The organism is Streptococcus sp. HMSC067H01 (assembly GCF_001814775.1).
Lineage (GTDB): Bacteria > Bacillota > Bacilli > Lactobacillales > Streptococcaceae > Streptococcus.
Genome location: NZ_KV817792.1, coordinates 79,312 through 105,869 on the forward strand (window position 1 = coordinate 79,312; position 26,558 = coordinate 105,869).

At 40.6% G+C, this 26,558-nt stretch carries 26 protein-coding genes; 7 read left to right on the forward strand and 19 right to left on the reverse strand.

The annotated features are described in order from the left end of the window. Positions 1 to 70 precede the first annotated feature (70 nt). A complete protein-coding gene (gene mutL, locus HMPREF2987_RS05295) occupies positions 71 to 2,020 on the reverse strand; it encodes a DNA mismatch repair endonuclease MutL (protein ID WP_075229640.1) in 1,950 nt (649 codons plus the stop codon). A gap of 335 nt (positions 2,021 to 2,355) precedes the next feature. On the opposite strand from mutL, the gene tyrS reads away from it, so the two are divergent. Continuing rightward, positions 2,356 to 3,612 carry a tyrosine--tRNA ligase gene (gene tyrS, locus HMPREF2987_RS05300; RefSeq protein WP_075229641.1) on the forward strand — a complete coding sequence of 419 codons (1,257 nt, stop codon included), beginning with the start codon at positions 2,356 to 2,358 and terminating at the stop codon, positions 3,610 to 3,612. 77 nt (positions 3,613 to 3,689) lie between these two features. Here tyrS and HMPREF2987_RS05305 read toward each other — a convergent pair whose 3' ends face one another. Together HMPREF2987_RS05305 and HMPREF2987_RS05310 are read right to left on the reverse strand one after the other, a co-directional pair. Then, on the reverse strand, positions 3,690 to 5,750 hold the full coding sequence (locus tag HMPREF2987_RS05305; protein ID WP_075229642.1) for a heavy metal translocating P-type ATPase: 2,061 nt from the start codon (positions 5,748 to 5,750) through the stop codon (positions 3,690 to 3,692). 1 nt (position 5,751) lies between these two features. Next, the gene (locus HMPREF2987_RS05310; protein ID WP_000910909.1) at positions 5,752 to 6,030 is read right to left on the reverse strand and encodes a DUF6110 family protein; all 279 of its coding nucleotides are present in this window, start codon (positions 6,028 to 6,030) and stop codon (positions 5,752 to 5,754) included. 151 nt (positions 6,031 to 6,181) lie between these two features. On the opposite strand from HMPREF2987_RS05310, the gene HMPREF2987_RS05315 reads away from it, so the two are divergent. Further along, positions 6,182 to 7,030 carry a putative RNA methyltransferase gene (locus HMPREF2987_RS05315; protein ID WP_075229643.1) on the forward strand — a complete coding sequence of 283 codons (849 nt, stop codon included), beginning with the start codon at positions 6,182 to 6,184 and terminating at the stop codon, positions 7,028 to 7,030. Between the two features lie 109 nt (positions 7,031 to 7,139). Here the strand turns inward: HMPREF2987_RS05315 and HMPREF2987_RS11375 are convergent, their stop codons facing one another. The 3 genes from HMPREF2987_RS11375 to malQ form a co-directional block, all read right to left on the reverse strand. Further along, positions 7,140 to 7,346 carry a hypothetical protein gene (locus tag HMPREF2987_RS11375; protein ID WP_075229644.1) on the reverse strand — a complete coding sequence of 69 codons (207 nt, stop codon included), beginning with the start codon at positions 7,344 to 7,346 and terminating at the stop codon, positions 7,140 to 7,142. Between the two features lie 266 nt (positions 7,347 to 7,612). After that, positions 7,613 to 9,871 (reverse strand): glycogen/starch/alpha-glucan family phosphorylase, encoded by a 2,259-nt coding sequence (glgP, locus tag HMPREF2987_RS05325; RefSeq protein ID WP_075229645.1) that lies wholly within the window; start codon positions 9,869 to 9,871, stop codon positions 7,613 to 7,615. Positions 9,872 to 9,894: 23 nt separating this feature from the next. Further along, positions 9,895 to 11,412 (reverse strand): 4-alpha-glucanotransferase, encoded by a 1,518-nt coding sequence (gene malQ, locus HMPREF2987_RS05330; protein ID WP_075229646.1) that lies wholly within the window; start codon positions 11,410 to 11,412, stop codon positions 9,895 to 9,897. Positions 11,413 to 11,830: 418 nt separating this feature from the next. On the opposite strand from malQ, the gene HMPREF2987_RS05335 reads away from it, so the two are divergent. The 5 genes from HMPREF2987_RS05335 to HMPREF2987_RS05355 all read left to right on the forward strand — a co-directional run bounded on the left by HMPREF2987_RS05335 (position 11,831) and on the right by HMPREF2987_RS05355 (position 17,362). After that, on the forward strand, positions 11,831 to 13,102 hold the full coding sequence (locus tag HMPREF2987_RS05335; RefSeq protein ID WP_075229647.1) for an extracellular solute-binding protein: 1,272 nt from the start codon (positions 11,831 to 11,833) through the stop codon (positions 13,100 to 13,102). A 123-nt stretch (positions 13,103 to 13,225) separates the two neighbouring features. Beyond that, the gene (locus HMPREF2987_RS05340; RefSeq protein ID WP_075229648.1) at positions 13,226 to 14,515 is read left to right on the forward strand and encodes a sugar ABC transporter permease; all 1,290 of its coding nucleotides are present in this window, start codon (positions 13,226 to 13,228) and stop codon (positions 14,513 to 14,515) included. Between the two features lies 1 nt (position 14,516). Further along, positions 14,517 to 15,359, forward strand: coding sequence for a sugar ABC transporter permease (locus HMPREF2987_RS05345; RefSeq protein WP_075229649.1), 843 nt, complete (start codon positions 14,517 to 14,519; stop codon positions 15,357 to 15,359). A 206-nt stretch (positions 15,360 to 15,565) separates the two neighbouring features. Then, positions 15,566 to 16,366 (forward strand): DUF1189 domain-containing protein, encoded by an 801-nt coding sequence (locus HMPREF2987_RS05350; protein WP_075229650.1) that lies wholly within the window; start codon positions 15,566 to 15,568, stop codon positions 16,364 to 16,366. 9 nt (positions 16,367 to 16,375) lie between these two features. Then, positions 16,376 to 17,362, forward strand: coding sequence for a LacI family DNA-binding transcriptional regulator (locus tag HMPREF2987_RS05355; protein WP_075229651.1), 987 nt, complete (start codon positions 16,376 to 16,378; stop codon positions 17,360 to 17,362). A 53-nt stretch (positions 17,363 to 17,415) separates the two neighbouring features. Here HMPREF2987_RS05355 and HMPREF2987_RS05360 read toward each other — a convergent pair whose 3' ends face one another. From HMPREF2987_RS05360 to hisS, 13 genes are all read right to left on the reverse strand, one after another. Then, positions 17,416 to 18,357 (reverse strand): YitT family protein, encoded by a 942-nt coding sequence (locus HMPREF2987_RS05360; RefSeq protein ID WP_075229652.1) that lies wholly within the window; start codon positions 18,355 to 18,357, stop codon positions 17,416 to 17,418. Beyond that, positions 18,335 to 20,098: an aspartate--tRNA ligase gene (aspS, locus tag HMPREF2987_RS05365; RefSeq protein WP_075229653.1), complete on the reverse strand. Its 1,764-nt coding sequence runs from the start codon at positions 20,096 to 20,098 to the stop codon at positions 18,335 to 18,337. Before aspS ends, HMPREF2987_RS05360 begins: the two co-directional genes overlap by 23 nt. A gap of 132 nt (positions 20,099 to 20,230) precedes the next feature. After that, positions 20,231 to 20,461, reverse strand: a complete 231-nt coding sequence (locus HMPREF2987_RS05370) for a hypothetical protein (RefSeq protein ID WP_075229654.1) — start codon at positions 20,459 to 20,461, stop codon at positions 20,231 to 20,233. Between the two features lie 18 nt (positions 20,462 to 20,479). Next, positions 20,480 to 21,121 (reverse strand): CPBP family intramembrane glutamic endopeptidase, encoded by a 642-nt coding sequence (locus HMPREF2987_RS05375; RefSeq protein WP_075229655.1) that lies wholly within the window; start codon positions 21,119 to 21,121, stop codon positions 20,480 to 20,482. A gap of 9 nt (positions 21,122 to 21,130) precedes the next feature. Then, positions 21,131 to 21,829, reverse strand: a complete 699-nt coding sequence (locus tag HMPREF2987_RS05380) for an ABC transporter permease (protein WP_075229656.1) — start codon at positions 21,827 to 21,829, stop codon at positions 21,131 to 21,133. Then, complete coding sequence (locus HMPREF2987_RS05385) at positions 21,822 to 22,646, reverse strand: ABC transporter ATP-binding protein (protein ID WP_075229657.1); 825 nt, start codon at positions 22,644 to 22,646, stop codon at positions 21,822 to 21,824. The genes HMPREF2987_RS05380 and HMPREF2987_RS05385 overlap by 8 nt, the downstream gene beginning before the upstream one ends. A gap of 10 nt (positions 22,647 to 22,656) precedes the next feature. Continuing rightward, positions 22,657 to 23,370, reverse strand: coding sequence for a DUF3169 family protein (locus tag HMPREF2987_RS05390; RefSeq protein WP_257375140.1), 714 nt, complete (start codon positions 23,368 to 23,370; stop codon positions 22,657 to 22,659). Between the two features lie 55 nt (positions 23,371 to 23,425). Continuing rightward, positions 23,426 to 24,172 (reverse strand): DUF3169 family protein, encoded by a 747-nt coding sequence (locus tag HMPREF2987_RS05395; RefSeq protein WP_142995362.1) that lies wholly within the window; start codon positions 24,170 to 24,172, stop codon positions 23,426 to 23,428. Further along, a complete protein-coding gene (locus tag HMPREF2987_RS05400) occupies positions 24,169 to 24,366 on the reverse strand; it encodes a hypothetical protein (RefSeq protein ID WP_075229660.1) in 198 nt (65 codons plus the stop codon). Before HMPREF2987_RS05400 ends, HMPREF2987_RS05395 begins: the two co-directional genes overlap by 4 nt. Further along, complete coding sequence (locus tag HMPREF2987_RS05405) at positions 24,353 to 24,541, reverse strand: hypothetical protein (RefSeq protein ID WP_075229661.1); 189 nt, start codon at positions 24,539 to 24,541, stop codon at positions 24,353 to 24,355. The genes HMPREF2987_RS05400 and HMPREF2987_RS05405 overlap by 14 nt, the downstream gene beginning before the upstream one ends. Beyond that, positions 24,541 to 24,747 carry a helix-turn-helix transcriptional regulator gene (locus HMPREF2987_RS05410; protein ID WP_020902358.1) on the reverse strand — a complete coding sequence of 69 codons (207 nt, stop codon included), beginning with the start codon at positions 24,745 to 24,747 and terminating at the stop codon, positions 24,541 to 24,543. The genes HMPREF2987_RS05405 and HMPREF2987_RS05410 overlap by 1 nt, the downstream gene beginning before the upstream one ends. Before the next feature lie 9 nt (positions 24,748 to 24,756). After that, a complete protein-coding gene (locus HMPREF2987_RS05415) occupies positions 24,757 to 25,221 on the reverse strand; it encodes a hypothetical protein (protein ID WP_075229662.1) in 465 nt (154 codons plus the stop codon). Beyond that, the gene (hisS, locus tag HMPREF2987_RS05420) at positions 25,221 to 26,501 is read right to left on the reverse strand and encodes a histidine--tRNA ligase (protein ID WP_075229663.1); all 1,281 of its coding nucleotides are present in this window, start codon (positions 26,499 to 26,501) and stop codon (positions 25,221 to 25,223) included. The genes HMPREF2987_RS05415 and hisS overlap by 1 nt, the downstream gene beginning before the upstream one ends. Positions 26,502 to 26,558 lie beyond the last annotated feature (57 nt).

Sequence of the window (26,558 nt, forward strand, 5' to 3'; positions counted from 1 at the left end):
GCTAACCGTAGGCATAACTTGAGTTAGGCAAGGTAAGGCTGACGCAGTTTAGAGAGATTTTCGAAGAGTATTAGTATTTTCCTAGCTCTCGGAGACTAGTATGATTTTCCTGAATGCGACGGAACATCTTTTCCATGTCCGACTTGGTAAAGTGTACCAAAACAGGACGTCCGTGTGGACAGTTATAGGGGTTGTCACATTGAGAGAGCTGATAGAGGAGTTGCCTAGCTGAGTGGTCATCGATACGATGATTGGCCTTGATGGATCGCTTGCAGGACATCATAATGGCTAGTTCAGCTCGGTATTTCTTGATTGAAACTTCCTTGGTCAAGAGGAGCATGTCGCACATCTCATAGATTCCAGACTCGATTTCCTCCTCTGCCATCCAAATGGGATGTTCGCGCAGGATGAATTGATTCTCCCCGTACTCTGCTAGAAAGACGCCTACTTCCTCTAAGAGAGGCATTCTTTCCTTGAGACGAAGGGCATCATCCGCAGGAAATTCAAAGATATAGGGCACTAGGAGTTGCTGCTGGCTCTGGTCAACATTGCCAATGCTCTCACGGTACTCCTCATACTTAACCCGTTCCTGAGCCGCGTGCTGATCTATGATGTAGAGCCCATCTCGACCTTGGGCAAAGAGATAGGTTCCATGCATTTGCCCGAAAAAATCCAACTCTGGGAAGCTCGAAGATTCTTCTCGCTCCAGCTTATCATAAGCCTTATCCAAACTAGCTAGATCTAACTCTGGATGGTCCAGTTGGTCATAGCTAGCAGGCTTTCTCTCTGCAAAATGCAGTTTAGCTGGCTTGGTCATCTGGTCCAAGGTTTCCTTAGCAAACAGATTCAAATCCTGTCTGTCTTCAGTCAGATTCACCTGATGGTCTGCCACCTCAGCTTGTGTCGGTCTGGTCGGTTCATTTTTTTCATAATAGAGCGTATTTTCTCTCAGTGGCAAAGTCGTTTGCTCTACTTTTTCACGATTTCTAACCGCAGATTTGGCTAGATTTTCCAAGGCATCTGGAATCAAGGTCTGTTCCTTGAGACTCTTTGCAATAGCTTCTGAAACCAGCGCCATCAGTTCTCTTTCCTTGGAAATTCGCACCTCTTGCTTGGTCGGGTGCACATTGACATCTGCTAAGTAAGGGTCAATCTGGATATGAATCACAGCCAGTGGAAAACGCCCCACCATAAGCTTGCTACCGTATCCATCTAAAATGGCACGATTGAGCAGGAAGTTTTTGATATAACGGCCATTGATAAAAAGGCTGATATAGTTACGATTAGCCCGTGTCAATTCAGGCAATGAGACAAAACCAGAAATTTCAAAGTCTAGGTCAGAATTCTCAATCTCAACCATTTTTTTAGCACTGGCTAAACCATAAATCCCAGCGATTGCTTGGCGCAGTTGACCCGTACCAGCTGTTCGTGTCATCTCCTTGCCATCGCTAATCAGGCTAAAGGAAATCTCAGGATGGGCTAGCCCCAAACGGTTGACAATATCAATGATGTGAGACAACTCTGCCTGCTGACTCTTCATATACTTGAGACGAGCCGGTGTATTGAAAAATAGGTCTTCCACACAAACCTTAGTCCCAACAGGACTGGTCGCTGGGCTAATCTCTTCAACTTCTCCCCCACGAGCCACTAACTTGGTTCCGTGACTTGCTCCATCCACCGCAGTCAACAAGGTTAAGACACTAACAGAAGCGATTGAAGGCAGAGCTTCACCACGAAAACCGAGGGTCCGAATCCGAAAAAGATCCGCTTGATTCTTAATTTTACTGGTCGCATGACGGCGGAGAGCCAACTCGACTTCATCGTGGGCAATCCCGTGACCATTATCTGTGATTTGGATTTTCTTAAGCCCAGCTTCTTCAATCTCTACGATAATCTGGCTAGAGCCAGCATCAATGGCATTTTCAACTAGCTCCTTAACCACACTAGCAGGACGTTCTATTACTTCTCCTGCCGCGATTTGATTGGCCAAGACTTCCGGCAATTCAATAATATGAGACATCTTTCAGCCCCTTTCTTAACTATTTTTATCTATTTCTCTGAAAATAATACTCTTCAAAAATCAAATTCAAACCACGTCAGTCTCGCCTTGCCGTATATGTGTTACTGACTTCGTCAGTTCTATCCACAACCTCAAAACTGTGTTTTGAGCAACCTGCGGCTAGCTTCCTAGTTTTCTCTTTGATTTTCATTGAGTATAAGCTAGTGCTATTATACCATATTTCACTCGTTTCCAAAAAAGTACAAGCAGCAACTTTCTTCCCGAATTTACTAGGTTATTTGCCAAGTTTGTGGTACAATAGGTAGAAACAATATTTTAAAAAGGAGAAAAGACACATGCACATTTTTGATGAGCTAAAAGAGCGTGGTTTGATTTTTCAAACGACTGATGAAGAAGCTTTGCGTAAAGCCCTAGAAGAAGGTCAAGTTTCTTATTATACTGGCTACGATCCAACTGCTGACAGCCTTCACCTAGGTCACCTTGTCGCAATCTTGACAAGTCGTCGCTTGCAGTTAGCAGGTCACAAACCTTATGCGCTCGTTGGCGGTGCTACAGGTCTCATCGGAGATCCGTCCTTCAAAGATGCTGAACGTAGTCTCCAAACAAAAGACACAGTGGATGGCTGGGTCAAGTCTATCCAAGGACAACTTTCTCGCTTTCTTGATTTTGAAAATGGGGAAAATAAAGCTGTCATGGTCAACAACTACGACTGGTTTGGCAGTATCAGCTTCATTGACTTCCTCCGTGATATCGGAAAATACTTCACTGTCAACTACATGATGAGCAAGGAGTCTGTGAAGAAACGTATTGAAACAGGGATTTCTTACACTGAGTTTGCCTACCAAATCATGCAAGGATACGACTTCTTTGTCCTTAACCAAGATCACAATGTTACTCTTCAAATCGGCGGATCTGACCAATGGGGAAATATGACAGCTGGTACTGAGTTGATGCGTCGTAAAGCCGACAAGACTGGTCACGTTATCACTGTTCCACTGATTACAGATGCAACTGGTAAGAAATTTGGTAAATCTGAAGGAAACGCTGTTTGGCTCAACCCTGAAAAGACTTCTCCATACGAAATGTACCAATTCTGGATGAATGTCATGGACGCTGACGCTGTTCGCTTCTTGAAAATCTTTACTTTCTTGTCACTTGATGAGATTGAAGAGATTCGCAAACAGTTTGAGGCTGCGCCACACGAACGTTTGGCTCAAAAAGTCTTGGCTCGTGAAGTCGTGACTCTTGTCCACGGAGAAGAAGCTTATAAAGAAGCCCTTAACATCACTGAGCAACTCTTTGCTGGAAATATCAAAAACCTTTCTGTCAAAGAACTCAAACAAGGACTTCGTGGCGTGCCAAACTACCAAGTACAAGCAGGCGAAAACCACAACATCGTTGAACTCCTCGTATCTTCTGGCGTGGTTAACTCAAAACGCCAAGCCCGCGAAGACGTACAAAATGGAGCTATCTACGTCAACGGTGACCGTATCCAAGACCTTGACTATGTCTTAGGAGATGCAGATAAGTTAGAGAACGAACTCACTGTTATCCGACGTGGGAAGAAAAAATACTTCGTATTGACTTACTAAATTGTTCAACATTTACCTATAAACAAAGGAGTTAACCTCGATAAAGGTAACTCCTTTTTGCTGTGAATAGTCCCCACCTATCCCTTAATAGACAGGCTACGCAGTACAATGCGTAAGGTTGTTAGATTATGTAAGATAGAAAGATTTGAAGGGCTGAGCCAGTTAAACAAGCCAAAGCCAATCAAACTACTATTTACGACAACGGTATCTTGAATATTCTTCTTGATGAGTGTTTGCAAAGATGATGATAGCGAATCCAACTCTTGGAAGAAATCCAAACGATTATCTAACAACAAGATATCGCTCATCTGCTTAGAAATATCTGCACTCTCATTCATCACCACGCCGATATCTGATAGGGTTAGAGCCGCTGAGTCATTCAATCCATCTCCAACCATCAAAATAGTGTGACCTGCTTTCTGCAGTTTCTCTACTAACTCAAATTTCCCATCAGGTTTTAAGTCTGTATAGACCTGATCAAAGGGCAAATCTTTGACTAATTCCTCTGTTCTAACCAAGGTGTCCCCTGTTGCCAGAATCAATTTTTTCCCTTGTTCCTTAAGTTTATCCAAGGCTGCCTTAGCTTCTTTTCTCAAAGGAGTATGAATGCAGAACATTCCAATCAATTCATTCTGGTAGGCTAAGAATAAGAGATTGTAGTGACTCTTGTACTCTTCAATTAAAGCATTTTGTTCTGAACTGATATGAATCTGCTCATCCTGCATCAAGACATAATTCCCAATAAGAACTGGTTGACCATCTATATGAGATTTGATCCCCTTACTTGCGATATATTGGAGTTTCCCATGCATTTCCTCATGTTCAATCCCCTCTATCTCGGCTTGCTTGACGATGGCATTAGCAATAGGATGATAAATGTGTTCCTCAAGACAGGCACTGATTCTGAGAATATCTTCCTCACTATTGTCTCCAAAAGGTAACACCTTTTCAACTATAGGATAGCTAGTTGTGATTGTCCCAGTCTTATCAAATAAGAAGGTATCAACTTCCAGGTATTTCTCCAGAACATCTCCATCCTTAATCACCATTTCACGGTTCAACCCCTCCTTGATAGCTGTCAAATAAGCTACAGGAGTAGAGATTTTCAAAGCGCAGGAGAAATCGACCAATAGGAAAGAGATAGCCTTAGAAAAAGAACCCGTTAATAGGTAAGTCAGCCCAGCCCCCAAGAAATTATATTTGACGACCTTGTCCGCCATCTTGATGAAATAGCGTTGTTTCGTTTTCTTGTTTTCTTCAGATTTTTTCATCAACTCAATCAGTTGTAAAATCCGGCTGTTCATCTGATTATCGGTTACACGAATGCATAACTCTCCAGTTTCTAATACTGTATTTGCACAAACCAAATCAGACTCTCTTTTTTCAACTGGAAAACTCTCTCCCGTCAAGGAACTTTCGTTGACCATACCTAAACCTGAAACTACTTGTCCATCAAACAGAATTTCATTTCCTTGAGATAAGATCAAAACATCTCCTATTTGAACATCGGAACTCTTGATACTAACAACCGTATCGCCCTGTACTAGGAATACATCGCTCTCTTTTGCAAGAAGGCTTTGTTCTAAATCTGTTGCAGTTTTTTTCAAAGACCACTGATCTAAATGATTCCCCAAATCAAGCATAAACATGATATTGCTAGCTGTCTTGGATTGGTTCATAAACAAGGACAATAAAATCGCCGAACAGTCCAAGACCTCCATCGTTAGTTCCTTACGCGCTAGTGTTTGATAGGCTTCTCTGATATAACCCAAAGCCTGATAGCAAGTCCATATATAGCGAATGGGATACGGCACAAAACTACGAAAAAGCACACGCTTAATCGCTGCACCTGAAACAATAGAATAAGCACTCTCTTCTCTACGAATGGGAAGAGTCATCAACTCAGAAACTTTCCCTTTATCAATTCTTTTTAAAAAGGCTTCTGCATTATCTAATACAGAAAAGCCTTCTTTTATACGTAGAGTAAAGTGCTGTTGATCCATGTAAAACTGGATAGACTCAATCCCCTTTTCATCTCTCGCCAAGGAACGAAGATAGTCTTGAATATCCAAGGTGAGTGAAAAAGAAGATGATAGTCGGATATGTTGGTATCCTTTATGTAGCACTTTAAAAGACATATTATTCACCTATAAGGCTATCTAATTGCTCTTCTTTTTTCTCTTGCTCGTACAAATATTTGGCATCTTGCAAGACATCGTCTCCATGTTGCTTCACAACAGAAACAGATGCATCTAGCTCGTCTTTCAACTTGTAAGCCTTAGCTAAAGCTTTAGAATAACCTTTTTTAGCTTCCTTACTTGCTAAGATTTTCAAACCAAGGGTACCAAATGCGACACCACCCAAAAAGAGTGATGATTTTTTCGCAACTTTTGCAACGGTTAGTACTTCTTTTAACATACTTATTTCCTCCTTATCATTATTATATAGCAATTTAGACATAAAAGCAATTTCATTCCATAAATTGGAGAATTAGTTTTATTTCTACTGAATCTCCCATCTACTTATTCCTAAAGTTGCTTTCATTTGCCTCTTTTGATACACTTAAACTATGAATACAAATCTCAAACCCAAACTTCAGCGTTTTGCTTCTGCGACTGCCTTTGCCTGTCCTATCTGTCAAGAAAATCTGACTCTGCTAGAGAGTAGTCTCAAATGCAACAATCGCCATTCTTTTGACTTGGCTAAATTTGGCTATGTCAATCTGGCACCTCAAATCAAGCAATCCGCCAACTATGACAAGGAAAACTTTCAAAATCGCCAGCAAATTCTAGAAGCTGGCTTTTATCAGACTATCTTAGAAGGCATCTCAGACATACTAGCGACTAAATCATCTGCAAAAACTGTCTTAGATATCGGTTGTGGCGAAGGCTTCTACTCTCGCAAACTCCAAGATGCCCATCCCGACAAAACCTTTTATGCCTTTGACATTTCAAAAGACTCGGTCCAAATCGCTGCTAAGAGTGAACCCAACTGGGCAGTCAACTGGTTCGTTGGCGACCTGGCTCGCCTTCCTATAAAAGACGCCAGTATGGATATTCTACTTGATATCTTCTCACCTGCCAACTACGGAGAATTTCGACGAGTCTTATCAGAGGACGGCATCTTGATCAAGGTCATCCCTACCGAAAATCACCTCAAAGAAATCCGTCAAATGGTACAGGGCCAACTGACAAAGAAAGATTATTCTAATCAGGATATCAAGGAACATTTCCAAGAACATTTCAGCATCCAATCTAGTCAAATCACTTCCCTGACCAAGCCCATTACAGCAGAACAACGCCAAGCCTTACTCAGCATGACTCCCCTGCTCTTTCATGTCGACCAAAGCAAGATTGATTGGAGTCAGTTGACAGAAATTACTATCGAAGCAGAGATCCTGGTCGGAAAAGCTCTGTAAACTAGTTTTTAAGATAAAACAAAACCCGCACCTCTTCTTGAGATGTGGGTTTAAAACACGATTTTTCACTGTCTTTCCGAAAAGTATTAAAAAATTTTGACCTCTCCATTTATTTTCGATTTGAAATGACAAATTTATCAATAAATAGCAAGTGATATAAGGCAAGTGATGCCCCATAACAACATCCATGAAAAGAGATTTCTTGATGAGTCAGTGGAAACGAAGAACTATTACCCATATAAAGGCATGACAAAATTACAAAAATAATCCAAAATAAATCAGTCCATTTATATTTTGAAAAATATTTTTTCCACATAAGAACATCCTCCTTCTTTACTACAATACAATTATAATACTGTTTGTAAACGAATACAAGAAATTTGAGGTAACAGCTAAGAAGAACCTCAGGCTTAAAGGTAGTAAAACCAGCCTTCTTAGTGTTCTCTAGGTCTTATTTTTAAGTCTAGAAATTATTGACAAATTATTTTTTTTTGAGACCAGTCAACCTCAAATCCATAACATTCAAAAAAGCGAATTTCATTTGAAACTCGCTTTTTTACAAAATGTATTAGTATAATTTTCTTAGTTCAAGTGCCAGATATCTTCGTTATACTGAGCGATTGTACGGTCAGATGAGAAGAATCCTGCTTTAGCAATGTTAACGATAACTTTATCCAACCATGCGTCACGGTCTTCGTACTCAGCAAGCATTTGCTCTTTCACTTTGATGTAGTCTTCCAAGTCAAGGAGAGTCATGAACCAGTCTTTGTTGATCAATTCATTGTAAAGACGTTCCAAGCGTTCTTTCTTACCTACTGCAAGAACAGCGTCGCTCACGATGAAGTCAACCAATGGTTTGATAGCTTCACGAGCGTAAAATTCGCTTGATTTGTATGCTGATTTAGCGTAAAGGTCGATAACAGTTTCTGAATCTTCACCGAAGATGTAGATGTTTTCGTCTCCAACCAACTCAGCGATTTCCACGTTAGCACCGTCCATAGTACCAAGAGTCAAAGCTCCGTTCAACATGAATTTCATGTTACCAGTACCTGAAGCTTCTTTAGAAGCAAGTGAGATTTGTTCTGAGATATCACATGCTGGGATGAGGAAGCTTGCTGCAGTAACGTTGTAGTTTTCAACCATTACAACTTGCAAGTGTGGTGCTACTGCTGGGTCGTTAGCAATCACTTCTGACAAGCAAAGAATCAAGTGGATGATGTCTTGGGCGATTGTGTAGGCAGGAGCTGCTTTACCACCAAAGAATACTGTGATTGGACGAGCAGGGATATTACCAGCCTTGATGTCCAAGTATTTGTGGATCACATACAATGCATTCATTTGTTGGCGTTTGTACTCGTGAAGACGTTTGATTTGGATGTCAAAGATAGAGTTAGTATTGATTTCCACACCTTGGTGTTCTTTCAAGTGGCGAGCCAATTTACGTTTGTTGTGAGCTTTGATGCTTTCCAATTTTTCTTTGACAGCAGCCTTGTCTTCGTAAGAAAGAAGGTCTTCCAATTTAGAAGCTTCATGGTGCCATTCGCGGCCAAGGATCTCATCCAAGTAGTGAGACAAGCTTGGGTTAGCATGCATGAGCCAACGACGGAAAGTGATACCGTTTGTTTTGTTGTTGAATTTTTCTGGGTAAAGATCGTAGAAAGCTTTCAACTCAGAGTTCTTCAAAATTTCTGTGTGAAGAGCTGCAACCCCGTTTACGCTGTATCCATAGTGGATATCCATGTGGGCCATATGTACACGATCGTTTTCATCAATGATTTGAACAGCTGGATCTTTGTATTCAGCACGAACACGACGATCCAATTCTTTGATGATTGGTACCAAGTGAGGAACCACTTCTTCTAAGAATTCAAGAGGCCATTTTTCAAGGGCTTCAGCAAGAATTGTGTGGTTTGTGTAGGCAGTCATGCTACGAACGATAGAGATTGCTTCATCAAGTTCGATACCACGTTCAGTCAAAAGACGGATCAATTCAGGGATCACCATTGATGGGTGAGTATCGTTGATTTGTACAACTGCGTAGTCAGCAAGGTCATGCAAGTTGCTTCCTTTTTCGATTGCTTCATCGATGATCAATTGCGCACCGTTTGAAACCATGAAGTATTGTTGGAAGATACGGAGCAATTCACCTTGTTTGTCGCTATCGTCTGGGTAAAGGAAAAGAGTCAAGTTGCGAGCGATGTCTGTCTTGTCAAAGTTAATGCCATCTTCAATGATAGATGAATCAACTGAATCCAAGTCAAACAAACGCAAACGGTTTTTCGTAGCTGTTTTGTAACCAGGTACATCGATATCGTAAAGAGTAGATGTCAATGTAAAGTGTGCAAATGGCACTTGGTAGCTACGGCTTGAGCGAACCAACCAGTTTTGGTCAGTCAACCAAGCGTTAGGAATTGTTTCTTGTTGGTTGTTTTTAAGCACTTGTTGGAAAAGACCGTAGTGGTAGTTCAAACCAACCCCATCACCGTTCAAACCAAGTGTAGCGATTGAGTCGATAAAGCAGGCTGCCAAACGTCCCAAACCACCATTACCAAGTGATGGTTCCAATTCTACTTCTTCGATTTCGATCAACTCTTTACCTGCATCAGCAAGTTCTTTCTTAACATCGTCATAAAGACCAAGGTTAATCAAGTTGTTAGACAAGAGTTTACCAATCAAGAACTCAGCTGAGATATAGTAAACTTTTTTCTTACCAGTGTTGACTGGTTTTTGGCTGCTTGCAAGTTTGCTGTAGTTAAGAAGAGCAAGGTAAAGCTCTTCGTTACTACATTCTGCGATAGATTTATTGTAACGATTTTGTACAAATTCTTTTAATGGTAACATTTTTTGTGTCTCCTGATAATGTCTTATTTCTTTAATTCTACCAAATTTTCATTGATACGGCGATAAATTGTAGTCAAGTCAAGCAAAGTTTCTTCGACAGCAGGAGTCAATTGTTCCTCTGTCATACGCCATGACCAGTTTCCACCAAGAGTAGATGGGAAGTTCATACGAGCTGAACCATCCAACTCTAGCAAATCTTGCATAGTTGCAATCGTCATGAAACTTACTGATGCGAAGGCTGTACGAAGCATAGCATGCACCACTGTTTCGTACTCTTTACGATTTGTGTAGCGTGCCATGTACTCACGAGTTGGATCATCAATCTCATCACGGTACCAACCAAGAACAGTGTTGTTATCATGTGTTCCTGTGTACATAACAGAGTTAGCTGGTGCCAAGTGTGGGCTGTCGATACTTTCGTCTTCTGGATTGAAGGCAAATTGAAGGACCTTCATTCCTGGGAATCCAGTGCGCTCACGTAATTCAATAACTTCATCAGTCATGAAACCAAGGTCTTCAGCGATGATGTTCAAGTCACCAAGTTCTTCTTTAACCGCTGCAAAGAGTTTGTAGTCAGGTCCTTTCACCCATTTACCAGGTGCTGCTGTTTCAGAACCAGCTGGAATTTCCCAGTAAGACTCAAATCCACGGAAGTGGTCGATACGAACGATATCGTAGATTTTGAAGCTTTCACGCAAGCGTTCAATCCACCATTTGTAACCATCGCGATCCATAGCTTCCCAGTCATAGATTGGGTTACCCCAGAGCTGACCAGTAGCAGAGAATTCATCTGGTGGGCAACCTGCGATGCAAGTCGCTTTCCCGTTTCCATCTGTTTTAAAGAGATGTGGATTTGCCCACATATCGCTTGAATCTTCAGCAACATAGATTGGCATATCCCCCACAATCTCGATGTGGTTTTCGTTAGCGTATGCTTTCAATTTCAACCATTGTTGGAAGAAAAGGTATTGGGTTACGCGGTGGTAAACAAGCTTGTCAGCTAATTTCTCACGGTAGCTTTCAAGAGTTGAAGCTTTACGAGCACGAGCATCTGCATCTGGCCATTCTGTCCAAGCAAGATTATCAAAATGCTCCTTGATAGCCATATACTCTGCAAATAGTTCAAGCCATGATTGATTTTCTTGAGCAAATTTTTCGAAGTCTTTGACATCTCCGGCTTCAAGGAAACGTTTGACAGCTTTCTCTAGAAGCGGACGACGTGCATAGTAGATTTTAGCGTAGTCAACTTCAGTTGGGTTACTACCAAAGTCCACGCCTTCAAGATCACTTGCTTCCAAGAGACCTTGCTCAACCAAGATATCAAGATCGATAAAGTGAGTATTACCTGCAAAAGCTGAGAATGATTGGTAAGGTGAGTCACCATAGCTTGTTGTTCCCAATGGAAGGATTTGCCAGTAGCGTTGCTTAGTGCGAACCAAGAAGTCAACGAAATCATAGGCGCTTTGACCAAATGATCCGATTCCGTAAGCTCCTGGAAGTGATGAGATGTGCATCAACACACCACTTTGACGTTTTTTCATATTAGCACCTCAAGTGTTTATAGTTAAATATTTCATTTTTATACGCGCAAACGTTTGCGCTAACTAAAGTATAACCCATTTCTAAAATAAATGCAAGCGTTTGTAAAAAAACTTTTTCAAATTATTTGCTTTTATAGCTTTTTAAAAATACTATATTCTTATTTTTTCATCTCCTATAAATTTCCTCTAAATCATGCAATCGTTTCCCTTCAATTATTTTTGAATCGAAATTTACACGATTACATCTTTTTCTTCTATTATATAAATAATTTTGAGAATTAGCTAGTCACAAGCTTTTTAAATTTTTTTCAAAAAAACGCTTGCAACCGTTTTCTGTTTGTGCTATACTAAGGTCATAAGGGAAAACGTTTGCGTTTCCTCGAAATTAAAATTTGTTATTCTTTAGGAGGAATACACTATGTCAACTAAATTCATGAAGAGCGCTGCTGTACTTGGTACTGCTACTCTTGCTAGCTTGCTTTTGGTAGCTTGCGGAAGCAAAACTGCTGATAAAGCAGCTGATTCTTCTGCATCAGGAAGCCAAGAAATCACTTTCTATGTTGAAGACCAATATAAAGCCTACGCTGAAAAAGTTGCTGCAGCTTATGAAAAAGAATCAGGTACAAAAGTTAACATCAAATCTGGTGACCAACTTGGCGGACTTGACAAACTTTCACTTGACAACCAATCAGGTCAAGCTGCTGACGTTATGATGGCACCATACGACCGTGTAGGTAGCCTTGGTACTGATGGACAACTTTCAGAAGTTAAACTAAGCGACGGTGCTAAAACAGATGATACTACTAAATCTCTTGTAACAGCTGCTGACGGTAAAGTTTACGGCGCTCCAGCCGTTATCGAGTCACTTGTTATGTACTATAACAAAGACTTGCTCAAAGAAGCTCCAAAAACATTTGCTGAACTAGAAGAACTTGCAAAAGATAGCAAATATGCTTTCGCTGGTGAAGATGGCAAAACTACTGCCTTCCTAGCTGACTGGACAAACTTCTACTACGCATACGGACTCCTTGCTGGTAACGGTGGTTATGTATTCGGTCAAAATGGTAAAGATCCTAAAGATATCGGTCTTGCTAACGATGGTGCTATCGCAGGAATCGAATACGCTAAAACTTGGTACGAAAAATGGCCTAAAGGTATGCAAGATACTGAAGGTGCTGGAAACTTGATCCAAACTCAATTCCAAGAAGGTAAAACAGCTGCTATCATCGATGGTCCTTGGAAAGCTCAAGCATTCAAAGATGCTAAAGTAAACTACGGTGTTGCAACTATCCCAACTCTTCCAAACGGCAAAAACTACGCAGCCTTTGGTGGTGGTAAAGCTTGGATCATCCCATCAAGCACTAAGAACCTTGAAGGCGCTCAAAAATTTGTAGACTTCCTTGTTTCAACTGATCAACAAAAAGCATTCTACGATGCAACTAACGAAATCCCAGCTAACACTGAAGCTCGTGCTTATGCTGAAGGTAAAAAAGATGAGTTGACTACAGCTGTTATCGAGCAGTTCAAGAACGCACAACCAATGCCAAACATCTCTCAAATGTCAACAGTTTGGGACCCAGCTAAAACAATGCTCTTTGACGCTGTAAGCGGTAAGAAAGATGCTAAAACAGCTGCTAATGATGCTGTAACATTGATCAAAGAAACAATCCAACAAAAATTTGGTAACTAATTGATTGATTCAAGGGAGATAATTTAAACATCTCCCTTGATTTTTAGATATATTGACAATGTTTTCAGCGATTTTGCTGATTAGCATCGAGCTCAACGCTCGTATCTTAGGAAAGGAGCACTCATGGAACAACAACCAAAAAAAGCAGCCTTGCTTTCATTGATTCCTGGGTTGGGACAAATCTATAACAAACAAAAAGCTAAAGGTTTTATCTTCCTTGCAGTAACAGTAGTTTTCGTCCTCTATTTTATAGCACTTGCAGCACCTGAATTGAGCAACTTGATCACACTCGGTGAAAAACCTGGCCGTGACAACTCTCTATTTATGTTGATTCGTGGTGCATTTCACTCTATTTTTGTAATTGTTTATCTAGCATTTTATATTCTCAATATTAAAGATGCTCATACCATTGCAAAACGTATCAATAATGGCATCCCTGTCCCAATGACACTTAAGGATATGATTAAAGGTATCTACGAAAATGGATTCCCATACTTGCTCATTATCCCATCTTACGTTGCCATGACATTTGCCATCATCTTCCCAGTTATTGTAACCTTGATGATCGCCTTTACTAACTATGATTTCCAACATTTACCACCAAATAAACTCCTGGACTGGGTTGGATTGACCAACTTCACAAATATCTGGAGCTTGAGTACTTTCCGTTCAGCCTTCGGTTCTGTTCTTTCTTGGACTATTATCTGGGCTTTGTCTGCATCTACTTTGCAAATTGTACTCGGTATCTTTACAGCTATTATTGCTAACCAACCATTCATCAAGGGGAAACGTATCTTTGGTGTTATCTTCCTTCTACCTTGGGCGGTCCCAGCCTTCATCACTATCTTGACATTCTCAAACATGTTCAACGATAGTGTTGGTGCTATCAACACTCAAGTAATCCCTCTCTTTGCTAAGGTTCTTCCATTCCTCGATGGAGCACTCATTCCTTGGAAAACAGACCCTACTTGGACTAAGGTTGCCTTGATTATGATGCAAGGTTGGCTTGGATTCCCATATATCTACGTTTTGACTTTGGGTATCTTGCAATCTATTCCTAACGACCTTTACGAAGCAGCTTATATTGACGGTGCCAATGCTTGGCAAAAATTCCGCAACATCACTTTCCCAATGATCTTGGCTGTTGCAGCACCTACTTTGATTAGCCAATACACTTTCAACTTTAACAACTTCTCTATCATGTACCTCTTCAATGGTGGAGGACCTGGTAGTGTCGGAGGGGGAGCTGGTTCAACCGATATCTTAATCTCATGGATCTACCGTTTGACAACAGGTACATCTCCTCAATACTCAATGGCGGCAGCTGTTACCTTGATTATCTCTATCATTGTCATCTCAATCTCTATGATCGCATTCAAGAAACTACACGCATTTGATATGGAGGACGTCTAAGATGAATAACTCAATCAAACTCAAACGTAGACTGACTCAAACCCTTACTTACCTTTACTTGATTGGCCTTTCAATCGTGATTATCTACCCACTGTTGATTACCATCATGTCAGCCTTTAAAGCAGGTAACGTCTCAGCCTTTAAACTAGATACTAACATCGACCTCAATTTTGATAACTTTAAAGGCCTCTTCACTGAAACCTTGTACGGCACTTGGTACCTCAACACTTTGATTATCGCCTTGATTACCATGGTTGTTCAAACAAGTATCATCGTATTTGCTGGCTATGCTTACAGCCGTTATAACTTCTTGGCTCGTAAACAAAGTTTGGTTTTCTTCTTGATTATCCAAATGGTGCCAACAATGGCCGCTTTGACTGCCTTCTTCGTTATGGCACTTATGTTGAACGCCCTTAACCACAGCTGGTTCCTCATCTTCCTCTACGTTGGTGGTGGTATCCCGATGAATGCTTGGCTCATGAAAGGCTACTTCGATACAGTGCCAATGTCTCTAGACGAATCTGCAAAACTAGACGGTGCAGGACACTTCCGCCGCTTCTGGCAAATTGTTCTTCCACTTGTTCGCCCAATGGTTGCCGTACAAGCTCTCTGGGCCTTCATGGGACCTTTCGGGGACTACATCCTCTCTAGTTTCTTGCTTCGTGAGAAAGAATACTTTACTGTTGCCGTAGGTCTCCAAACCTTCGTTAGCAATGTGAAAAACATGAAGATCGCCTACTTCTCAGCAGGTGCTATCCTCATCGCCCTTCCAATCTGTATTCTCTTCTTCTTCCTACAAAAGAACTTTGTTTCAGGACTTACAAGTGGTGGCGACAAGGGGTAATATACCCCCCGCCACCCTTTTTCATTTTGGAACTTGTCCTTACTTAGATAATCTGATGAGAAATAAAAGTTTAAGGTAAGGCTTCTTGTTTGTGAACAATTTAAAGCAAAAGCCTACTTTCAACCAGCATTGTACCTGCCCCACTTGAAATTAAACACATTTCTCTATATAATACTCATATAGAAAAATGCCTTAGAAAGAGAATTATGTTGCCATATCCATTTTCTTATTTTAATAGTATCTGGGGATTCCGTAAGCCCCTATCTCAACGTTTTGATCTCAACTGGTTCCAACTGATTTTTACCAGTATTTTCCTGATCAGCTTGTCTATGATCCCTATTGCCATCCAGAACAGTTCTCAGGAAACTTATCCTTTAGAAACTTTCATCGATGATGTCTACACTCCTTTGACGGATAGTGTAGTTCAGGATTTGGCTGCCAATGCAAAGATTATAGATGGTAAGTTGAGCTACACTGGTTCAACCCCTCATCAAGCTTCTATCCAAATCGGAGACGCTTCTAGTTCAAACTTCCCTGAGGAATTACTTCTGAACTTTGAACCTGCGAAACTCATCATCAGCAAGCAAGGAAAAGAATTGACCAGCATTCGCTATCACGCGATAACGACTGAGAGCTTCCAAAGCAAGGAAAGCTTAACACAAGCCATTTCTAAAGACTGGTATCAACAGAATCGCGTCTATATTAGTCTCTTTCTTGTGCTAGGTTCTAGCTTCCTCTTTGGACTTAATTTTTTTATTGTTGCTTTAGGTGCTAGCCTCTTGCTCTACTTCACGAAAAAATCGCGTCTCTTTTCATTTAAAAACTACAAAGAGTGCTATCATTTCATTTTGAACTGTTTAGGTTTACCAACCTTACTTGCTATGATTCTAGGTCTCCTAGGCCAAAATATGGCAACTTTAATTACTGTTCAAAATATTTTATTTATTCTATACCTGGTCACTATCTTTTACAAAACGCATTTCCGTGATCCAGACTACCATAAGTAGGAGATTATTATGCCTGTTACGATTAAAGACGTGGCCAAGGCTGCTGGTGTTTCACCTTCAACCGTAACCCGTGTCATTCAAAATAAATCAACCATTAGCGACGAAACGAAAAAACGCGTTCGCAAGGCTATGAAGGAACTCAACTACCATCCTAACCTCAATGCCCGAAGCCTAGTAAGTAGCTATACACAGGTTATCGGATTGGTTCTTCCTGACGACTCAGATGCCTTCTATCAAAATCCTTTCTTCCCATCTGTCCTCCGTGGTATCGCCCAAGTCGCCTCTGAAAACCACTACGCCATTCAGATTGCGACAGGTAAGGATGAAAAAGAGCGTTTAAAGGCCATTTCACAAATGGTCTATGGTAAGCGTGTAGACGGTTTGATTTTCCTCTATGCCCAAGAAGAGGACCCTTTGGTTAAGTTAGTAGCAGACGAGCAATTTCCTTTCCTTATCTTAGGTAAATCTCTATCTCCCTTCATTCCACTTGTCGATAATGACAATGTCCAAGCTGGTTTTGATGCGACAGAGTATTTCATCAAAAAAGGATGCAGCCGAATTGCCTTCATCGGGGGGACCAAAAAACTTTTCGTAACTCAGGATCGTTTAAAAGGCTACGAACAAGCCCTTCAAGAAAATCAGTTGCCTCTCGACAGTCAACGTACCTTCTTTGCAGATGAGTTTCTAGAAGAGAAGGGCTATAACTTTAGTAAACAACTCTTTAAATATGACCCTCAGACCGATGCTATTATCACAACGGATAGCCTCTTAGCTGAAGGTGTATGTAACTATCTCAACGAACACCAACTTGATGTTCCAGTCCTCAGCTTTGACTCGGTAAATCCAAGGTTGAATCTAGCTGCCTATGTAGATATCAACAGCCTTGCTCTTGGCCGAACTTCATTTGAAACCATCCTGCAAATCATCAGCGATGCCAAGGAAAATAGACAAATTTGCTATCGTCAATTGATTGCCCACGAAATCGTTGAAAAATAAAAACCAACTCTCTATTTTGAGTTGGTTTTTTTGTATCCTATTTACCTGAACAACTAGTTTTCGACTTCGACAAATCGTCCGAGGATATGGACATTTTCTGAGACAGATACAAAGGCCGTCGGATCCACTTGTTTCATAATCAGTTTAAAATCATTGAATTCTGCGCGAGTGATAACCGTAATCAAAACCGCTTTACGCTCGTGGTTATAGGTCCCTTCCGCATCATGAATGATGGTCGCTCCACGATGTAATCTATTGTGGATTTTTTCAATCACTGCATCGGGATTATTGGTCACTATCGTCGCCTGCATCCGTTTTTGTTTAGTGAAAACTGCATCTGTCACACGACTGGAGACAAAGATGGTAATCATGGAATAAAGAGCGTATTTCCAGCCAAAGGTCAAACCTGCAATCAGCATGATTGTCCCGTTCACCAAGAAAGAGATGCTTCCAACGTTACGACCTGTCTTCTTGCGAATAGTCAGACTGACAATATCTGTTCCACCACTGGAGATGTTATGGCGTAAAGCAAAGCCGATTCCTAGTCCCATGACGACTCCCCCAAAAAGGGCATTGATGATTGGGTCCTCTGTCAAGACCACCACTGGCACAAACTGGATAAAGAGCGAGCTCATAGATACCGTGATAAAGGTAAAAATCGTAAACTTATGTCCAATTTGGTACCAGGCCAAAATCATGAGTGGAATATTGATAGCATAGAAAGCCACTGAAATTGGGAAATAAAAGCCAAACCAGTGATTACTAAGCGCAGAAATGATCTGAGCCAAACCTGTTGCTCCACTTGAATAAACATGTCCTGGTTGGAAAAAGAAATTGACCGCTACTGCTGATAAAAAGCCATAGACCAGAGAAGCTGAAATCTTCTCATCATATTTTTCCTTTGAAATGCTTTGTAACACACGCAACATCTTTATCTGATAAGCAAAGCGGCGCAGATAGTAGCGCCACCGCTTAGTTCGCTTCGTTTGTTTCATCTTGTTCTACTTGTAGATTGAGTTCTTCTAGTTGTTTAAGGGCTACTGTTGATGGGGCTTGCGTCATTGGGTCGCTAGCCTTGTTATTCTTAGGAAAGGCAATGACTTCGCGAATATTTTCTTCTCCAGCGAGCAACATGACAAAACGGTCAAGACCGATAGCCAAACCACCGTGTGGTGGGAAGCCATAGTCCATAGCTTCCAAAAGGAAACCAAACTGGTCATTTGCTTCTTCAGCTGAGAAACCAAGAGCCTTGAACATACGTTCTTGAAGTTCTTTTTGGTTGATACGAAGGCTACCACCACCTAGTTCATAACCATTCAAGACGATGTCGTAAGCAATGGCACGGACATTAGCCAATTCACCTTCGAGTTCATGAGCAGTATCTGCCTGAGGAAGGGTAAATGGATGGTGGGCGCTCATGTAGCGACCTTCTTCTTCAGACCATTCAAACATTGGCCAGTCAACCACCCAAAGGAAGTTGAATTTATCACCATCAATCAAACCAAGCTCTTTGGCAATACGTCCACGAAGGGCTCCAAGTGTTGCATTAGCTACTTCAAGCGTATCAGCAACAAATAGAACCAAGTCCTTATCTTCAAGACCAAGTGCTGCTGTCAAGTCTGCTTGAATGCCAGTCAAGAATTTAGCAACTGGTCCGTTCAATTCTCCGTCAACAACCTTGACCCAAGCAAGACCTTTGGCACCGTACTGTTTGGCCACTTCAGTCATCTTGTCGATGTCTTTACGGGAATAGTTGTCCGCAGCGCCTTTAACTACAATTGCTTTTACAGCAGGTGCTTCTGAAAAGACTTTAAAGTCTACACCTTTGACCACTTCTGTCAAGTCTTGAAGCAACATGTCAAAACGAGTATCAGGCTTGTCAGAGCCATAAAGAGCCATAGCATCATCATACTTCATACGAGGGAATGGCAGGCTTACTTCAATCCCTTTTGTTTCCTTCATCACGCGCGCAATCAAGCCTTCTGTGATATCTTGGATTTCTTGCTCAGTAAGGAAAGAAGTTTCCAAGTCGACCTGTGTAAACTCAGGTTGACGGTCACCACGCAAGTCCTCGTCGCGGAAACATTTGACGATTTGGTAGTAACGATCAAATCCCGCATTCATTAACAACTGTTTTGTAATCTGCGGACTTTGAGGAAGAGCATAAAAATGCCCTTTATTAACACGTGATGGCACCAAATAGTCACGCGCCCCTTCTGGTGTTGACTTAGAAAGGAATGGTGTTTCAACATCGATAAATTCCAACTCATCCAAGTAGTTGCGGATAGAATGTGTTACTTTGGCACGAAGTTTAAGGTTTTCCAACATCTCTGGACGACGAAGGTCAAGATAACGGTAACGTAGACGCGTATCATCGTTCGCTTCAATGCCATCCTTGATTTCAAATGGTGTTGTTTTGGCTGTGTTAAGCACTGTAAGAGCTGTAACATTCAGTTCAACCGCTCCAGTCGCCAACTTATCATTTGCTTGCTCACGTGCTACAACATGCCCAGTAACCTCAATGACAAACTCACTACGAAGGCTTTCAGCTGTTGCCATCACTTCTGCAGAAACTTTCTCAGGGTTAATGACCAACTGCATGATCCCTTCACGGTCACGAAGGTCAATAAAGATCAATCCACCCAAGTCACGACGACGGGCAACCCATCCTTTCAAGGTAATTTCTTGTCCAATGTGCTCTGCACGAACACGGCCAGCATACATACTACGTTTCATGATTTCTCTCCTCTATTATTCTTTTACTATTTTACCATAAAAGCGCAGGCTCTTCATGAAAATCAGCAGAAAAGTTTGAGAGAATCCATTTTAAAAAGAAAAAATCCAGCGAAGTCTTCACTGGATCCAATTTTATTTGCTATTTCCTTCTTTTTTACCTTTTTCAGCGATCTCTGCTGCCTTTTTGGGCAAAACAATCTCTGTCACATAAGCCGTCGCAAATCGTATAACTCCTGCAAGAGGAGCAAAAAATACTGCTAGATTGTTATAAAAGAAATCCCCTTTAAAGACGTAGCCAAGTGCCCCCACGATAAAGAAGAGAACTACGGTCTGAACCACTGCTAATAATATTACTCGTTTCATGACTTCCTCCTGAGTCTATTATAGCATGAGAATCATTAAAAATCCGATTAAATTATTTAAAGCATGTAAAGCAATGCTGTATGCCAAACCACCTTTGCTGACATAAGCTAAGCCCAAGCTCAAACCTAGGGAACCATACACTAGGAATTGTTGAGGAGTGCCAGGGAAATGAACAAGTGCAAAAATGATAGTACTTACAAGAAGAAAGAGTACTGTCTGCTTGACGTTATCCTGCTGAGGGAAGACATAACGAGCTAACAGACCTCTAAAGGTCAACTCTTCTGTCAGGGGTGCAAAGACAACAATCATGAAGAAAGAGAAGAGAGGTTGATTATGAGTCAATTGTTCTGCCGTCTGTTGACTGACAGATGGATCATTTGGCAAAAAGAATTGTGCAACAATGATAAGGACCCATACCAAGGCAGGCAACCAGATGTATTTGTTAAGGCCCGTTTTTTCTATCGTAACAGTTCCTGTCTTATACCACTTGTATGTTAAGAAGGTAAAAGCTCCTGCTAATAGAATATAAAGCGGAAGAACACCGACTATAGGTGCACCTGAACCAAGAGCAATCAGAGGTAAAGTCTGAATAAAACCGTAGATAAACAAAAATGATAAGAAAGCTAGAACAAACCAGCCGATGTTTTTAAGTAATTTCATAAAAGACTCCTATTTTCCTTTATAACTATTTTTCAATACAAAGAGACTCGCTAGGCATAGAACAAGGACCCATACCAGTAAAAGACCAAGATTTCCCAGAGACAACTCGCCTCCACCTTCTTTTAATAAACCTACAAAAGGACCGATAAAAGAATAGTCCAACAGTTTTTGAACCGTATCATTTTGAAGAGCAATTATGGGTAAAAAAGAGACGATTAGCATAGGAAAGATACTATAGACTTGCGCTTTAGACTGAGTATCTGATACCGCACCGATTAGAAGGTTGAGAAAAATAATACTAATAGTTGCTAGGATCAAATAGATAACGTAGGCAAATAAGTAACCTGATAGATCTACTTTAAGATAGATTGGGAGTGAAATCATTCCAAGCAACATAATCAACATAGGGAGAACGAGCATACTGAAAGTATATTCTGTTGCTGTCACACCACTTAGGATGAGTGATTTAAGATTGCGCTTTTCCTTATCTTCCGCCATCATAATCGATACCATATAACCACTTCCCATACTCAAGACCATAGTCAAACTCGTAGAGAGAAGAAACATATTCAATTCTCCATTCTTATTTAAGAATTCATTTTGTAGAATAGTTATTCCAAAAGGCATCAATAGAGTCGCCAACAAAGTTGAATTGCTAATAAGAACTTGCACTCTTAACCATAGTAGGGCATTTAATTTTCTAAACATCTAACTTTTCTCCTGTCAATCTGATAAAGATCTCTTCTAAAGTTGGTTCACAAGAGTGAACAACCATCAAATCTGTCGTGTCTAAATGCGGCAATTCTTCAAACAGAACTATTTGTTCTCTTCCATCTTTATAACCTACACGTACTTTCTTATCCACATGGTATTTTTGAATAATCTCTTGTGGACTTCCATACTCTATTAAATTTCCCTTATTTAAAAGAGATAAGCGATCACAAAGCAAAGTTGCTTCATTCATATCATGCGTGGTCAGAAAGATAGTTGTCCCCGCCTGTTTTAATTCTTGAAGTAGGGTATGAATCATCTTAGATGTTGTAGGGTCTAAGCCACTGGTTGGCTCATCTAGAAAGAGAATCTTAGGAGCATTCAGAAGGGCACGAGCCAAGAACATTCGTTGTTTCATTCCTGTAGATAGTTTTTCTGCGATAATATCTTTAGCATCTGCCAATCCAACCTGTTGGAGCACCTGATTTACTCTATCTGACTTGAGACCATATAACTTAGCATAGATGAGAAGATTTTTATAAAGACTCATCTTTTCATAAAAACCACTGCCATCACTAACTATACCAATTTGTTCCAAATCATTTGAGGTTAAATCTTGAGAATTCTTGCCTAACAAAACTGTTTTACCTTGATCTGCAGCCAACTGACCTGTCAAGACATTGATCATGGTTGTTTTACCTGAGCCAGAAGGACCCAGAAAACCAAAGATTTCACCTTCCTTAATCTCAAAAGAAATCTGGTGAAGAGCTTTTTTGCTCCCAAAACTTTTGCTTACATTTTCAACACGAATCATAGAAACTCCTTTATTTGAAATAGCGTTTTGTTTTTCTTAATTGTGCGATAGTTATATAAAGATGGATGATAATCAAAAGAACTAAGGCAACTACTTGTATTTCTCGTAAAATAACTGATAATACTATCAGTAAAATATAGAGCAATGGCAGTATAATTTGATCCAGCCTAAACAGAGTTAAAAAGGCACTCTCCATCTCTGCCTGCTTTTCTCCCTCATCATAACTGTTAAGATAGGTTAAAATATCTTTTGGAGTGTAATAAGCAGACAGTTTATAGTGTCGAACGATAAAAATAGTTCGCAACAAGTAATTGGCAACAATAATGTATAAGCATAATAGAATAAGAGTAGGAAGAATTAGCAAGGTATTTTTAAATATCGGAGAAATTAGTATGATCCCACTGGTCATCATTGCTATCATCAAAACATTTGAAGAAACTGAACCATAATCTAAGTAACGATAAGCTCTTACATAGGTTTGGTTACTATCTTCTTCCTCTGTCGCCCTTTGATAAAGAGTATAAACTTCGCGACTTTTACCAAGATAATACATGGCTAAAACGAAGGAAAGTCCTCCAATAACAAGAGCGATTCCATAAATAGTAGGTAAGACTTGTTCCATTTGAATCTGTTCAACTATCCCTCTAAGAGTGTAGGCAAAGGCTACTACAAAAGCACTTAACATACACATTACTACTCTCAACCATCTACGGTTATTATTCATTTTCTGACCTCTATCTAAACTAGCCAATAACCTTAAGTAGTTTCAGTGATCTTTCCTATTTGAAATAGCGTTTTACCATAGGTAACTGCATCACATTGATATAAATATGGATTGTTCCTACGAGCAAGAAGGCTAGTAACTGAATCTCTCCTGTCAGTAAAGAAAAGAGAGCAATCAGAAAGTACAAAGCTGGCAAGACATACTGATGTAATTGGAATAAAATCCGAAAACTCTGTTCCAAATTAGCCTGGCGCTCCCCTTCATCGTAAGAATTGACATAATCTAAGATATCCTTTGGCATAGAGAAAAATACCATATCAAACTGGCGAACAATCGCAATGGTTTTATAAAAATATTTTTGAGCATTAAAAATCAACACTAATCCCAAAAAAGAAAGAGATAAGGTTATATTGCTTCTATTTAGTATAACCACTTCACTTGCTGAAATGAAGAGAGCCAATAAAATCGCTACGTTTGTAATATTAAAAGCAATGTTACCAAACTCAAGATTCCGGTACATTTGCACATAATAGGTTTCATTCAGGTCATCATCCATCTCCTCTTGATACAAGGAATGAAATTTTCTGCTTTTCTTTAAGAAATTGAACGTCAAAAGAATGCTAATGAAACCTAACAGTAAACAAATAGTTGATATCCAGGGTATCAAGACTTTTACATCTAAAATAACTTCGTAGGATTCGGCACCGGCCTTATACATCCCTACAAAACCGCCCAAGAAACCTCCAAAGACAACAGACATTAAAAATAACAAGCCACCTTTCTTATTCTTTTTCATATTCATTCTCCTTTTTCACTTGCTAAATTGTTTACTTTCTTTTCAATCCAGTCAACGACTGGGATAAGAGCAAAGTAGGTCCAAATAAATTGGTTGCTTTGATATGGATTAAACCAGCCTAGGTCCATCCCAATCAGTAGAAATACGCTGACTAATAAAGCTAGGGCAACTACATAATAAATCACTTTATACTTGTTCATCATTTTTCTCCTTTTTCTTCAACCGATTGAAAATGGACAAGAGGGCTAAATTAAGCCAAAACAAATACTTACTTTCAACAAAATAGAACCACCCCAGTAATGTTCCAACCATAGCGAAAGCATTCACAATGAGGGCAAGAACACTCATGTAATAAATCACTTTAAACTTATTCATCACTCGTCCTCCTCCAAGCGAAATACCGATTCGACTGTTTCGTTGAAAATTTGAGATATTTTCAGGGCAATGATAATGGACGGGGTGTATTCGTCCCGTTCTAATAGACTAATGGTCTGCCTGGACACGCCAGCTAGTTTGGCCAGCTCGGTTTGATTCAGGCCATCGCGAGCCCGAAGCTCTTTTAGACGGTTTTTTAGTTGCATGTTACACACCTACTCTCCGTCAAATTGAATCGTTTGGATATCCTCAATGCGTTGTAGTTTGAATTTTTCTTTTCCCTTTTTATCTACACGACGTAGCTTAACCCAATCTTCATCCATATCCACTACTTCCCAATTATCTGTCCTAAACACTTGTCCAAGGATTGTTGGTTTTTTCCCAATCAATTCTTTTAATAATCTTGACATATCTGTATTTCCTTTCTCTTTTTGCTCAATTCTTTTGATTTTATTCTCTAGTTTCTTGACCTTTTGGGAATGGTAGATATAATACATAATCACAAGAGGTACAAATCCTAATGCCCACATAATCGTTACTTTCTCCTTTTCTCTTAACTTGCTTATATTGTAACACATCTTTTTCTTTTTGACAAGCATATTTGTCAAAAAGTTTATGATTTTTGTCATTTTGCAAAAGAAAAAGGTCAGGAATAGGTTCCTGACCGGTTTATCTATTATTAAAAGCCTAGTTTTTCAAAGATTTCTGAGAAGTTTTGGCTGATTGCATCAAGTGACACTTGGAGTTCTTCTCGTGTTTGGTTGTTCTTGACAGTCACTTGTCCGCTTTCGACTTCGCTTTCTCCCAGGGTGATGAGGGTCTTAGCCGCAAAGACATCGGCTGACTTGAACTGAGCTTTGAGCTTACGGTTAAGGTAATCACGCTCTGCTTTGAAACCTTGTTGGCGAAGAGCTTGTACCAACTCCAAAGCCTTGACATTTGCTCCTTCTCCCAAGACTGCGATATAGACATCTAGGGCGTTTTCGATAGGGAGAGCCACACCTTGCTTTTCAAGGATGAGAAGCAGGCGCTCTACACCAAGTCCAAAACCAAATCCAGCAGTTTCAGGGCCTCCAAAGTAAGAAACCAAGCCATCATAACGACCACCCGCACAGACTGTCAAGTCATTGCCCTCAATCTCTGTGATGAACTCGAAAATGGTGTGGTTGTAGTAGTCCAGACCACGCACCATATTGGTATCGATGATATAGTCTACACCAAGATTTTCCAACATCTGACGCACAGCATCAAAGTGAGCTTGGCTTTCTTCATCAAGGAAGTCCAAGATAGAAGGCGCATTCTCCACTGCCACCTTGTCTTCTTTTTCCTTAGAGTCCAAGACACGAAGAGGATTTTCCTCCAAGCGACGCTGGCTATCCTTAGACAAGGTCTCCTTGAGCGGTGTCAAATAGTCAATCAAGGCTTGGCGATAGGCCGCGCGGCTCTCAGGATTTCCAAGAGTGTTGAGGTGCAACTTGACACCTTGGATGCCGATTTCTTTCAAGAAATGGGCTGCCATAGCGATTGTTTCCACATCGGTAGCTGGATTGCTAGAGCCAAAGCACTCAACCCCAATCTGGTAGAACTGGCGCAAACGCCCTGCCTGTGGACGCTCATAACGAAACATAGGGCCCATGTAGTAGAACTTGCTTGGCTTTTGGACTTCCGGTGCGAAGAGTTTGTTTTCCACATAAGAACGAACGACTGGAGCTGTTCCTTCTGGACGGAGAGTGATGTGGCGGTCACCCTTGTCGTAAAAGTCATACATTTCCTTGGTTACGATATCGGTTGTGTCCCCAACAGAACGACTGATGACCTCGTAGTGCTCAAAAATAGGGGTACGTACTTCTGCGTAGTTATAGCGTTTGAAGATTTCACGCGCAAAGCCTTCAACGTACTGCCACTTGGCAGACTCAGCAGGTAAAATATCCTGCGTTCCTTTTGGTTTTTGTAATTTCATAGGGAATCCTCTTTCTAACTTAATAGTCCTATTTTACCATAAATGAGAGGATTGGGA

Coding starts and splice junctions, on each gene's coding strand:
- HMPREF2987_RS05350 (WP_075229650.1), top strand. CDS start 15,566: ATGTTGCCATATCCATTTTCTTATTTTAATAGTATCTGGGGATTCCGT.
- HMPREF2987_RS05360 (WP_075229652.1), bottom strand. CDS start 18,357: ATGAAACAAACGAAGCGAACTAAGCGGTGGCGCTACTATCTGCGCCGC.
- HMPREF2987_RS05375 (WP_075229655.1), bottom strand. CDS start 21,121: ATGAAATTACTTAAAAACATCGGCTGGTTTGTTCTAGCTTTCTTATCA.
- HMPREF2987_RS05400 (WP_075229660.1), bottom strand. CDS start 24,366: ATGAACAAGTATAAAGTGATTTATTATGTAGTTGCCCTAGCTTTATTA.
- HMPREF2987_RS05345 (WP_075229649.1), top strand. CDS start 14,517: ATGAATAACTCAATCAAACTCAAACGTAGACTGACTCAAACCCTTACT.
- HMPREF2987_RS05305 (WP_075229642.1), bottom strand. CDS start 5,750: ATGTCTTTTAAAGTGCTACATAAAGGATACCAACATATCCGACTATCA.
- HMPREF2987_RS05340 (WP_075229648.1), top strand. CDS start 13,226: ATGGAACAACAACCAAAAAAAGCAGCCTTGCTTTCATTGATTCCTGGG.
- tyrS (WP_075229641.1), top strand. CDS start 2,356: ATGCACATTTTTGATGAGCTAAAAGAGCGTGGTTTGATTTTTCAAACG.
- aspS (WP_075229653.1), bottom strand. CDS start 20,098: ATGAAACGTAGTATGTATGCTGGCCGTGTTCGTGCAGAGCACATTGGA.
- HMPREF2987_RS05315 (WP_075229643.1), top strand. CDS start 6,182: ATGAATACAAATCTCAAACCCAAACTTCAGCGTTTTGCTTCTGCGACT.
- HMPREF2987_RS05370 (WP_075229654.1), bottom strand. CDS start 20,461: ATGAAACGAGTAATATTATTAGCAGTGGTTCAGACCGTAGTTCTCTTC.
- HMPREF2987_RS05335 (WP_075229647.1), top strand. CDS start 11,831: ATGTCAACTAAATTCATGAAGAGCGCTGCTGTACTTGGTACTGCTACT.
- malQ (WP_075229646.1), bottom strand. CDS start 11,412: ATGAAAAAACGTCAAAGTGGTGTGTTGATGCACATCTCATCACTTCCA.
- HMPREF2987_RS05405 (WP_075229661.1), bottom strand. CDS start 24,541: ATGAATAAGTTTAAAGTGATTTATTACATGAGTGTTCTTGCCCTCATT.
- HMPREF2987_RS05385 (WP_075229657.1), bottom strand. CDS start 22,646: ATGATTCGTGTTGAAAATGTAAGCAAAAGTTTTGGGAGCAAAAAAGCT.
- mutL (WP_075229640.1), bottom strand. CDS start 2,020: ATGTCTCATATTATTGAATTGCCGGAAGTCTTGGCCAATCAAATCGCG.
- HMPREF2987_RS11375 (WP_075229644.1), bottom strand. CDS start 7,346: ATGTGGAAAAAATATTTTTCAAAATATAAATGGACTGATTTATTTTGG.
- HMPREF2987_RS05355 (WP_075229651.1), top strand. CDS start 16,376: ATGCCTGTTACGATTAAAGACGTGGCCAAGGCTGCTGGTGTTTCACCT.
- HMPREF2987_RS05310 (WP_000910909.1), bottom strand. CDS start 6,030: ATGTTAAAAGAAGTACTAACCGTTGCAAAAGTTGCGAAAAAATCATCA.
- hisS (WP_075229663.1), bottom strand. CDS start 26,501: ATGAAATTACAAAAACCAAAAGGAACGCAGGATATTTTACCTGCTGAG.
- HMPREF2987_RS05390 (WP_257375140.1), bottom strand. CDS start 23,370: ATGAATAATAACCGTAGATGGTTGAGAGTAGTAATGTGTATGTTAAGT.
- HMPREF2987_RS05395 (WP_142995362.1), bottom strand. CDS start 24,172: ATGAATATGAAAAAGAATAAGAAAGGTGGCTTGTTATTTTTAATGTCT.
- HMPREF2987_RS05410 (WP_020902358.1), bottom strand. CDS start 24,747: ATGCAACTAAAAAACCGTCTAAAAGAGCTTCGGGCTCGCGATGGCCTG.
- HMPREF2987_RS05380 (WP_075229656.1), bottom strand. CDS start 21,829: ATGTTTAGAAAATTAAATGCCCTACTATGGTTAAGAGTGCAAGTTCTT.
- glgP (WP_075229645.1), bottom strand. CDS start 9,871: ATGTTACCATTAAAAGAATTTGTACAAAATCGTTACAATAAATCTATC.